This window comes from uncultured Amaricoccus sp. (genome assembly GCF_937858865.1).
Classification (GTDB): Bacteria; Pseudomonadota; Alphaproteobacteria; order Rhodobacterales; family Rhodobacteraceae; genus Amaricoccus.
On record NZ_CALLYO010000541.1, the window covers coordinates 1 to 8,238 of the forward strand.

The 8,238-nt window shown below is 74.2% G+C and carries 9 protein-coding genes and 2 pseudogenes; 9 read left to right on the forward strand and 2 right to left on the reverse strand.

Annotation, left to right across the window (positions count from 1 at the left end; genetic code table 11):
• Positions 1-619: pseudogene (locus tag Q0112_RS15905) on the reverse strand (L-threonylcarbamoyladenylate synthase); the annotation flags it as partial.
• A gap of 126 nt (positions 620-745) precedes the next feature.
• Here Q0112_RS15905 and Q0112_RS15910 point away from each other — a divergent pair.
• The 5 genes from Q0112_RS15910 (at position 746) to Q0112_RS15930 (ending at position 5,009) form a co-directional block, all read left to right on the forward strand.
• Entirely contained in the window at positions 746-2,434 is a 1,689-nt protein-coding gene (locus Q0112_RS15910) for an acyl-CoA dehydrogenase (RefSeq protein WP_297976958.1), read from the forward strand.
• Complete coding sequence (locus Q0112_RS15915; RefSeq protein ID WP_297976959.1) at positions 2,435-3,475, forward strand: MBL fold metallo-hydrolase; 1,041 nt, start codon at positions 2,435-2,437, stop codon at positions 3,473-3,475.
• A gap of 63 nt (positions 3,476-3,538) precedes the next feature.
• Complete coding sequence (locus Q0112_RS15920; protein WP_297976960.1) at positions 3,539-3,688, forward strand: aa3-type cytochrome c oxidase subunit IV; 150 nt, start codon at positions 3,539-3,541, stop codon at positions 3,686-3,688.
• Positions 3,689-3,711: 23 nt separating this feature from the next.
• On the forward strand, positions 3,712-4,311 hold the full coding sequence (locus Q0112_RS15925) for a hypothetical protein (RefSeq protein WP_297976961.1): 600 nt from the start codon (positions 3,712-3,714) through the stop codon (positions 4,309-4,311).
• Positions 4,312-4,358: 47 nt separating this feature from the next.
• Positions 4,359-5,009, forward strand: a complete 651-nt coding sequence (locus tag Q0112_RS15930; RefSeq protein ID WP_297976962.1) for an exopolysaccharide biosynthesis protein — start codon at positions 4,359-4,361, stop codon at positions 5,007-5,009.
• A 118-nt stretch (positions 5,010-5,127) separates the two neighbouring features.
• Here the strand turns inward: Q0112_RS15930 and rpsU are convergent, their stop codons facing one another.
• Positions 5,128-5,334: a 30S ribosomal protein S21 gene (rpsU, locus tag Q0112_RS15935; protein ID WP_297976963.1), complete on the reverse strand. Its 207-nt coding sequence runs from the start codon at positions 5,332-5,334 to the stop codon at positions 5,128-5,130.
• Positions 5,335-5,478: 144 nt separating this feature from the next.
• On the opposite strand from rpsU, the gene Q0112_RS15940 reads away from it, so the two are divergent.
• From Q0112_RS15940 to Q0112_RS15955, 4 genes and pseudogenes are all read left to right on the forward strand, one after another.
• Entirely contained in the window at positions 5,479-6,225 is a 747-nt protein-coding gene (locus tag Q0112_RS15940; RefSeq protein WP_297976964.1) for a COQ9 family protein, read from the forward strand.
• A gap of 31 nt (positions 6,226-6,256) precedes the next feature.
• Positions 6,257-7,126, forward strand: a complete 870-nt coding sequence (locus Q0112_RS15945; protein WP_297976965.1) for a branched-chain amino acid aminotransferase — start codon at positions 6,257-6,259, stop codon at positions 7,124-7,126.
• A complete protein-coding gene (locus tag Q0112_RS15950; protein ID WP_297976966.1) occupies positions 7,126-7,893 on the forward strand; it encodes an SDR family oxidoreductase in 768 nt (255 codons plus the stop codon). Before Q0112_RS15945 ends, Q0112_RS15950 begins: the two co-directional genes overlap by 1 nt.
• A 121-nt stretch (positions 7,894-8,014) precedes the next feature.
• Positions 8,015-8,238, forward strand: a pseudogene (locus Q0112_RS15955) (NAD(P)H-quinone oxidoreductase); the annotation flags it as partial.

Sequence of the window (8,238 nt, forward strand, 5' to 3'; positions counted from 1 at the left end):
CGCCTCCGCCGGCAGGCCGCCGGGGCGGAGGAGGACCGGCGCCCCGTCGGCGAAGCCCACGATCGTCGACTCGAGCCCGACCGGACAGGGGCCGCCGTCGAGGATCGCGGCGATGCGGCCGCCGAGGCCGTCGCGGACATGCGCCGCCGTCGTCGGGCTGACCCGCCCGGACGGATTGGCCGAGGGCGCGGCCAGCGGGCCGCCGAAGCGGGCGAGGAGCCGCTGCGCCAGCGGGTGCGCCGGCACCCTGAGCGCGACGGTCGGCAGCCCGGCGGTGGCGAGCGCGGAGAGGCCGGCCTCCGGGCGGCGCGGCAGCACCAGGGTGAGCGGCCCCGGCCAGAAGCGCGCGGCGAGCGCGCGCGCCGGCGCGTCGAAGACGGCGAGCGCCTCGGCGGCGGCGGCATCGGTGACGTGGACGATGAGCGGGTTGAAGGCCGGCCGGCCCTTGGCGGCGAAGATCGCCGCCACCGCGCGGTCGGAGCGGGCGCCGCGCATCGCCGCCGAGGCCGTAGACCGTCTCGGTCGGGAAGGCGACGAGCTCGCCTGCGCCGAGCAGGCGCGCCGCGGCGTCGAGACCGTCCTCGGTCGCGGGGAGAAGAAGCGTGCTCCTGTCCGGCATCGACTGCTCTTGGACCCGCGCGCCCGGCGCGTCAACCGCCGCCGCGCGGCGCGATTTCGCGGGTGTTCCCCGACCGGCCGCGGCGCTAGGTAAGGGGTGCCCGCCATGCCAGACCGGAGGCTTGCCATGAGCTATCGCGCGCCCGTCGCCGAGATGTGCTTCCTGCTCGGGGAGGTGCTCGGCGCCGGCCGGCTGGCCGAGACCGACCGCTTCGCCGACGCGACGCCCGAGACGATCGAGGCGGTCCTCGGCGAGGCGGCGCGGATCGCCGAGGACGTCCTCGCCCCGCTCCGCCGCGCCGGCGACCTCGAGCCGGCGCGGCTGGAGAACGGCGTGGTGCGCACCACCCCCGGCTTCGCCGAGGCCTACCGGGCGATCGCCGATGGCGGCTGGGTCGGCATCGCCGCCGCGCCGGAGCACGGCGGCATGGGCCTGCCGGTGACGCTGCTCACCTGCGTCGGCGAGATGTTCTCCGCCGCCAACATGGCGATCGCGCTCTGCCCGCTGCTGACGCAGGGCCAGATCGAGGCGCTCGAGCATCACGCGCCGCCCGAGCTCCGGGCGCTCTACCTGCCGAAGCTCGCCTCGGGCACCTGGACCGGCACGATGAACCTGACCGAGCCGCAGGCAGGCTCGGACGTCGGCGCCATCCGCGCCCGCGCCGAGCCGCGGCCGGACGGCACCCATGCCGTGAGCGGCCAGAAGATCTTCATCTCCTGGGGCGACCACGACGTGGCGGAGAACATCGTCCACCTCGTGCTCGCCCGGCTGCCGGACGCCCCCGCCGGCACCCGCGGCATCTCGCTCTTCCTGGTGCCGAAGTTCATCCCCGACGCCGAGGGGCGCCCGGGCGAACGGAACGGCGTGCGGGCGCTGTCGCTCGAGCACAAGACCGGCCTGCACGGCAGCCCGACCTGCGTCATGGAGTTTGACGCCGCGCGCGGCTGGCTGATCGGCGCGCCGCACCAGGGGCTGGCGGCGATGTTCACCATGATGAACAACGCCCGCCTCGCGGTCGGCGTCGAGGGGCTCTCGCAGGCCGATGCGGCGCTGCAGGCGGCGCTCGCCTTCGCCCGCGAGCGCCGGCAGGGCAGGACGCCGGACGGGACGGAGGCGATCATCGGCCATGCCGACGTGCGCCGGATGCTGATGACGATGGCCGCGCTCACCGCCACCGCGCGGGCGATCTGCCTCGACTGCGCCCTCTCGATCGACATGGCGGCGGCGACCGGCGAGGAGGCCTGGGCGGCGCGCGCCGCCTTCCTCACCCCGATCGCCAAGGCCTTCGGCACCGACACCGGCTGCGAGGTGGCGAGCCTCGCCATGCAGGTCTTCGGCGGCATGGGCTACATCGAGGAGACCGGCGTCGCCCAGTTCTGGCGCGACGTGCGGGTGACGGCGATCTACGAGGGCACGAACGGCATCCAGGCGATGGACCTGGTCGGGCGCAAGCTCGCCGACGGCGGCGCGGTGGGGCAGAAGCTCATCGAGGCGATCGAGGAAGGGGTGCGGGAGAACCCGGGCGAGCTCGGCGCCAGCCTCGCCGCCGCGGCACGCCGGCTGGCCGAGACGACGGGCTGGATGGCGGCTGCCGAGCCGAACGACCGCTTCGCCGGGGCGGCGCCCTACCTGCGCGCCTTCGCGCTGACGCTGGGCGGGCACTACCTGCTCAAGGCGGCGGCGACCGAGGCCGAGGCGGGACCGCGCACCGCGCTCGCCACCTTCCACGTCCGCCAGCTCCTGCCGCAGGTCGCCGCGCTCTGCGACGCGGCCAGCGCGGGGGCGGCGCCGCTCTACGCGACCGACTTCGCCTGAATGCGGTCCGCCCTCTCCTACCCCTGGCGCGAGCCGCCGGCCGCGGGCCGGGCGATCGAGATCGCCGAGGGCGTGCTCTGGGCGCGGCTGCCGCTGCCCTTCCGGCCCGACCACCTCAACGTCTACGTGCTCGACGAGGGCGACGGCTGGACGGTCGTCGACACCGGGCTCGACACCCCGGTGCTGCGCGAGGCCTGGGCGGCGCTCCTCGGCGGGCCGCTCGCCGGCAAGCCGGTCCGCCGGGTGATCCTCACCCATCACCACCCGGACCATGTCGGGCTGGCCGGGTGGTTCCAGGCCGCGGGCGCCGAGCTCTGGGCGACCCGCACCGCCTGGCTGATGGCGCGGATGCTGACCCTCGACGTGCAGCCGCGGCCGACGCCCGAGACGCTCGCCTTCTGGCGCGGCGCCGGGATGGACGCGGGCCTTTTCGCCGCCCGCGCCGAGGCGCGGCCGTTCAACTTCGCCGACGTGGTGGCGCCGCTGCCGCTCGGCTACCGGCGGATGGTGCAGGGCGAGGAGATCGCCGCCGGCGGCCGGCGCTGGCGGGTGGAGATCGGCCACGGCCACGCGCCGGAGCAGGCGACGCTCTGGGGCGTCGGGCACGAGCTCGTGCTCGCCGGCGACCAGATCCTGCCCGGCATCACCCCCAACCTCGGCGTGCACGCCACCGAGCCCGACGCCGACCCGGTCGGCGAGTGGATCGCCTCCTGCAGCCGGCTCCTGCCGCTCGCGACCGAGGGGCAGCTCGCGCTCCCCGGCCACCGGCTGCCCTTCCGCGGCGTGCCGGCGCGGCTGGCCGAGTTCATCGCCCACGAGGAGACGGCGCTCGAGCGGCTGACGGCGCATCTCGCCACCCCGCGCCGGGCGAGCGACTGCTTCGGCGTCCTCTTCGGCCGGCGGATCGGCAGCGCGGAATACGGCCTCGCGCTGGCCGAGGCGGTCGGCCACCTCAACCACCTGACGCGGACCGGCGGCGCGGTGCGGCGAGAGGGCGCCGACGGCGCCTGGGCCTGGCAGGCGCGGCGAAATGGGGCCTGACAGCGCGGCGCGATCGGGTTAGAAGGCTTGGGAAAGAATGGCCTTATGAGGAGACCGGACGAAATGGCGGCGACGCACGGCGAGCAGGGGAGCGACGGCAAGACCAGCGTGGTCGAGCATCAGCGCACGTTCGAGGGTTTCATCCGCTTCTGGGTCTTCCTGTTCGGCGCCTCGATCCTGGTGCTGATCTTCCTCGCCATCTTCAACAGCTGACCCCCGGCCGCCCGATCTCCGGCATGAGGCGCGCGTTTCTCGCCCTGACGGCCGTGGCCGTGCTCGCCGGATGCGAGATCTACCGGCCCGCCAGCCCCGACGAGATCGCCGGGGCGCGCTACGTGAGCCCGGAGCCGCCGTCGGTGACGCTGATGTCGATGGTGAACCGCTCCTCCGGCCGCTCGGCGCACGTCGGGCTGCTGATCAACGCCTCGGAGCAGGTGCTCTACGACCCGGCGGGCACCTTCACCCACCCCGCTCTGCCGCGGAAGGGCGACGTGCACTACGGCATGACCCCGCGCTTCGTCGACTATTACGAGCGCTACCACGCCCGCTTCGACTATTTCGTCGAGGTGCAGAAGGTCGAGGTGAGCCGCGCCGCCGCCGAGCAGCTGCTCGCCAACGCCAAGGCGAAGGGCCAGGGCATGAAGATGACCTGCGCCATCGACATGGCCGACGTGCTGAAGCCGGTGCCGCCGTTCCAGGACGTGCCGGTCAGCTTCTTCCCCGAGGCGCTGCGCAAGAGCTTCGCCGATATGCCGGGTGTCGAGACGCACTACGTCTACGAATCGGACATCGGCAAGAACCGCGCCTGGGAAGAGCCGGGCCTTCCCCGGTGGTGACCGCCGCGATGCCGATGGCCCGGACGCTGATGGCTGGAGATGAGCCGATGCAGGACGAGGCGCCGACGAAGGGTCCGGACGACCGCGCCCATCGCCGGATCTCGGCGATCCTGCGCGGCCTCGTCGAGTCGGCCGAGGGCGAGCGCATCTCGATCGGCGACATGGTGGACGCCTTCGACGCCCGCGCCTACGGCCCGCTGATCGCGCTCTTCGCCGCGCCGAACGTGCTGCCGGTCGCGCTGCCGGGCATCTCGGCGGTGCTCGGGGCCCCGCTCATCCTGCTCACCGCCCAGCTCATGGTCGGCCTGAGGCGGCCCTGGCTGCCGGTGTTCCTGCGCCGGCGCTCGCTCGCGCGCGGGAGCTTCGAGTCGCTCGTCGGCCGCATCGTGCCGCGGCTCGTGCGCATCGAGGCGATGACCCACCCGCGGCTGCTGCCGCTGACCAGCCGCTGGGGCGAGCGGATGATCGGCGCCGTCGGCCTCCTGCTCGCCGCCATCGTCTTCCTGCCGGTCCCCTTCGGCAATGCGCTGCCGGGAGTCGCGCTGATGCTGATGGGGGTCGGCCTCATCGCCCGCGACGGGCTGCTCGTCGTGGCCGGCGGGCTCCTCGGGGTCGCCGGCGTCGCGGTGGTCTCGGGCTTCCTCTACGGCATCGTCGCGGCGGCGACGCATCTCGCGCGGATCGGCCTCGGGATCTAGGATGTCCCTGGATCAGGACGACGAATCCGCGTGACCGGTGATTCAGCGAGGCCGAACGACAAGGGCGCCCGAAGGGGCGCCCGGTCGTCGTCTGGTGTGACCCAAGTCGGTCAGGAGGTCAGAGCAGGCCTTCGCGCTGCAGCTTCTTGCGCGCCAGTTTGCGCGCGCGGCGGACGGCCTCGGCCCGTTCCCGGGCCTTCTTGACGGACGGCTTCTCGAAATGCTGCCTGAGCTTCATTTCGCGGAACACGCCCTCGCGCTGCAGCTTCTTCTTGAGCGCGCGCAACGCCTGGTCGACGTTGTTGTCACGAACCATTACCTGCACTTAGCTTTCACCACCTTTCCAGTGTCATGCGTTTCGTCAATCGGCAGGAGGGCGCTATATAACGGCTGAGAGCCACGCTGTCCACCGCCGGTTTCGCGCGATTCGCCCGATTCCGGCCCGAAATTCGCGGGGAAAGCCAGCAGGATGACCGACGACCAGACCACCGGCGAGACCTTCGCCGAACCTCCCGGCGAAGACGAACACCTGGCCGCCACCCGCAAGGCGGTGATCGCCGCGGCGCTGTCGCACGTCCCCTTCGACGGCTGGAGCGACCGCACGCTCGCCCGGGCGGTCGAGGACGCCGGCGTCGATCCCGGCCTCGCGCGGCTCGCCTTCCCGCGCGGCGGGGTCGATCTCGCCCTCGCCTTCCACCGCGCGCGCGACACGCAGCTCGCCGCCGACCTCGCCTCGGCCGACCTGCTCGGCCTGCGCTTCCGCGACCGGGTCGCCTACGCGATCATGCACCGGCTCGAGCTGGTGCGCGACGAGCGCGAGGCGGTCCGCCGCGGCGCCGCGCTCTTCGCGCTGCCGACCCACGCCGCCGACGGCGCGCGGGCGATCTGGCACACCGCCGACACCATCTGGACCGCGCTCGGCGACGAGAGCCGCGACTTCGCCTGGTATTCGAAGCGCGCCACCCTCTCGGCGGTCTGGTCCGCCGCCCTGCTCTACTGGCTCGGCGACGAGAGCCCCGACTCGCAGGCGACGCGCGAGTTCGTCGGCCGGCGCATCGACAACGTGATGCAGTTCGAGCAGCTCAAGGGCCGCATCCGCGACAACCCGCTCGCCGCCGCGCTCCTCAAGGGGCCGCAGGCCGTCCTTGACCGGGTGCGGGCGCCCGGGAATACTCCCCCCTCCGACCTGCCGGGATCCTGGCGGCGGCGGATCTGAGCGCGAAGGCGCGTCGAGCGGGGAGGGCGCCATGGCGCTCGGGGGCAGCATCCTGACCTGGTACGAGGGCCGCTGGCAGAGCGGCAACGTGCCGATCCTCGGCGCCGCCGACCATGGCGCCTGGCTCGGCACCATGGTCTTCGACGGCGCGCGCAGCTTCGAGGGGGTGATCCCAGACCTCGACCTGCACTGCGCGCGGCTGATCCGCTCGGCCGAGGCGATGGGGCTCGCCGCGCCGCTCGACGCCCGCGCCGTCGAGGCGCTGGTGCGCGACGGCGTCCGCCGGCTCGGCGCCGACCGGCCGCTCTATCTCCGCCCGATGCTCTGGTCGCGCGAGGGCTCGCCGGCGATCATCGACGCGCTGCCCGAGTCCAGCGCCTTCGCCCTCTGCCTCGAGGAGGTGCCGATGCCGCCGCCCGGCCGCTTCGCCCTCACCGTCTCGCCCTTCCGCCGCCCCCCGGCCGATTCCGCCGTCTCGGCCGCCAAGGCTGCCTGCCACTATCCCAACAACGCCCGCATCGTGCGCGACGCGCGTGCCCGCGGCTTCCAGAACGCGCTCTCGCTCGACCAGGGGGGGCATGTCGCCGAGACCGCCTCGACCAACGCCTTCCTGGTCAAGGACGGCGTGGTGATGACCCCGGCGCCGAACGGCACCTTCCTCGCCGGCATCACCCGCGCCCGCGTCATCGAGCTGCTGCGCGCCGACGGCACCGAGGTCGTGGAGACCGCGCTCACCGTCGAGGACTTCGCCGCGGCCGACGAGATCTTCCTGACCGGCAACGCCAGCAAGGTGACGCCCGTCACCCGCTTCGAGGCGCGCGAGCTCGGCCCGGCGCCGGTCGCGGCGCGCGCCCGCGCCCTCTACTGGGACTATGCCCACCAGGGACGCCGGGCCGCCTGATGCGGGCGCGCTTCGACTACGCTGGCTGCAATGTCTTCGTCGCCGGCGGCACCAGCGGCATCAACCTCGGCATCGCCCAGGCCTTCGCCGCTGCCGGCGCCCGGCTCGGGGTCGGCAGCCGCCGGCCGGAGAAGGTCGAGGCGGCCGTCGCCGGCCTCGGCCCGGACGCCCTCGGCTACGTCTTCGACGTGCGCGACGCGGGCGCCGTCGCCGAGGCGGTCGCGGGTTTCGCGGCCACCGCCGGGCCGATCGACGTGCTCGTCTCCGGCGCGGCGGGGAACTTTCCGGCCAGCGTCGCCGAGATGAGCCCGAACGGCTTCAAGGCGGTCGTCGACATCGACCTTCTCGGCAGCTTCCACGTGATGAAGGCGGCCTATCCGCACATGCGCCGGCCCGGCGGCAGCCTGATCAACATCTCCGCCCCGCAGGCCGCCATCGCGATGCCGATGCAGGCGCACGTCTGCGCCGCCAAGGCCGGGGTCGACATGCTGACCCGCTGCCTCGCCATCGAGTGGGGCCCCGAGGGGTTGCGCGTCAACGGCGTCGTCCCCGGCCCGATCGAGGGCACCGAGGGCATGGCGCGGCTCGCCCCCACCCCCGAGGCCCGCGCCCGCATCGCGCGCGGCGTGCCGCTCGGCCGGCTCGGGGCGCCCGGCGAGGTGGCCGAGGCCTGCCTCTGGCTCGGCTCCGCCTCCGCCGGCTACGTGAACGGGGCCATCCTGCCCGCCGACGGCGGCTGGTCGCTCCGGGGAGCGCAGATCGCATGAGCCGAACGCTGCCCGTCCGTCGTGGGCCGGAACGCTCCTGGCCTTGCCGGCCTCTCCCAAGGGCACGGGCGGGGATGGGGCGACGCTGCGCCTCGCTCGTCGGCCACCGCGCGGGGATCGCATGAGCCTGCCCGCCGAGATGACGGTCGTCGAGATCACCGCCCCCGGCGGCCCCGAGGTGCTGCGCCCGGCCCGCCGGCGCGTGCCGCAGCCGGCCGCGGGCGAGATCCTGATCCGGGTGCGCGCCGCCGGCGTCAACCGTCCCGACGTGGCGCAGCGCGCCGGCGCCTACCCGCCGCCGCCCGGCGCCTCCGACCTGCCCGGCCTCGAGGCGGCGGGCGAGGT

Coding starts and splice junctions, on each gene's coding strand:
- Q0112_RS15910 (WP_297976958.1), top strand. CDS start 746: ATGAGCTATCGCGCGCCCGTCGCCGAGATGTGCTTCCTGCTCGGGGAG.
- Q0112_RS15915 (WP_297976959.1), top strand. CDS start 2,435: ATGCGGTCCGCCCTCTCCTACCCCTGGCGCGAGCCGCCGGCCGCGGGC.
- Q0112_RS15920 (WP_297976960.1), top strand. CDS start 3,539: ATGGCGGCGACGCACGGCGAGCAGGGGAGCGACGGCAAGACCAGCGTG.
- Q0112_RS15925 (WP_297976961.1), top strand. CDS start 3,712: ATGAGGCGCGCGTTTCTCGCCCTGACGGCCGTGGCCGTGCTCGCCGGA.
- Q0112_RS15930 (WP_297976962.1), top strand. CDS start 4,359: ATGCAGGACGAGGCGCCGACGAAGGGTCCGGACGACCGCGCCCATCGC.
- Q0112_RS15940 (WP_297976964.1), top strand. CDS start 5,479: ATGACCGACGACCAGACCACCGGCGAGACCTTCGCCGAACCTCCCGGC.
- Q0112_RS15945 (WP_297976965.1), top strand. CDS start 6,257: ATGGCGCTCGGGGGCAGCATCCTGACCTGGTACGAGGGCCGCTGGCAG.
- Q0112_RS15950 (WP_297976966.1), top strand. CDS start 7,126: ATGCGGGCGCGCTTCGACTACGCTGGCTGCAATGTCTTCGTCGCCGGC.